General features: G+C 63.4%; 1 protein-coding gene and 1 pseudogene. One reads left to right on the top strand and one right to left on the bottom strand.

Annotation, left to right across the window (positions count from 1 at the left end; translation table 11 throughout):
• A pseudogene (locus CCN33_RS26535) lies at positions 1-250 on the top strand (IS5 family transposase); the annotation flags it as partial.
• A gap of 7 nt (positions 251-257) precedes the next feature.
• Here CCN33_RS26535 and CCN33_RS26530 read toward each other — a convergent pair.
• Positions 258-611 carry a hypothetical protein gene (locus CCN33_RS26530; protein ID WP_086695987.1) on the bottom strand — a complete coding sequence of 118 codons (354 nt, stop codon included), beginning with the start codon at positions 609-611 and terminating at the stop codon, positions 258-260.
• Positions 612-991 lie beyond the last annotated feature (380 nt).

The raw sequence follows: 991 nt of genomic DNA, 5'->3' as shown, positions 1-991 counted from the left end.
CTACCTGCGCAGACGCGGGATCAAGGCCACCATCCCGGTCCCGGCGGACCGGGTCCGCAACCGCCTCAAGCGGGGATCGTGCGGTGGGCGGCCGCCGAAGTTCGACAAGGACGACTACAAGCAGCGGCACGCGGTCGAGTGCGGGATCAACCGTCTCAAGCGTCACCGAGCCGTCGCCACGCGGTACGACAAACTCGCCGTCCGCTATGAGGCAACTGTTCTGGTCGCAGCGATCAACGAGTGGCTGTGACGGTGCTCTAACAGGGCATCGGAAGCCATGCCATCGCCTCACGCCAACCCTGGCGATCATACGCCCAGTCCATCATCACTTTGGCAATCGGCTCTGGGCCGATGATCTCATGTGGCCTTGGGACGTGAGCCTGGAAGTGCTTGTCTGCGCTGCCTTCGCGGTACTCCACCTGGTAGCTCATGTCGTCATTCAGGTAGACCTGCATGTAGTGCTGATCCACAGGCTTCAGGTCGAGCCTGCTAAGGATCACGAACCGGTGACGCAGGTTCATATCAGCCAACAGGTCGTGCAGGGCGTCCTCGGTCGGATCGTCCACAACGCGCCCGTCGTCTTCGATTGCCCGCAGCACTGGTTTCACCATGCCCGCGACTGTACTGGCCTCCCAGGATTCAGTCGCCCACCAGTGCACGCAGGCCGGCGGGTGTCGCGCCTACCTTTGGCGTCGGATCCACCAACTCGCCACCAACGTGATGAGGATGGCAACGATGAAGGCCCACACGGTCGTTGCGCCGTGGTACGAGCGATAGCTAGTCAGAGCAAGCACGTTCAAGCAGATACCCCAGGCGGGCGGCTTCAGCCGACACGCGTCGTCCGCCCCTCTGCCGAATGCATGTCGAAGGGGCCGCGTGTCCGCGGTCTTCACCCGAAGAACGCGACGTCAGAGGGTGTGCCTGGTACTCACACCCAGCGCCTCCTAAGCGCCTGGCCCCTCAGCCACGCCAACCCTCCTCACCCCACAAC

This window comes from Streptomyces recifensis (assembly GCF_002154615.1).
Lineage (GTDB): Bacteria > Actinomycetota > Actinomycetes > Streptomycetales > Streptomycetaceae > Streptomyces > Streptomyces griseoluteus.
Note: the sequence above shows the minus strand (reverse complement) of the source record. Positions and strands in the feature narration are given on the sequence as shown.

What these genes read in the sequence shown, in the direction of transcription:
- CCN33_RS26530 (WP_086695987.1), bottom strand. Translation starts at nt 611, where the DNA reads ATGGTGAAACCAGTGCTGCGGGCAATCGAAGACGACGGGCGCGTTGTG.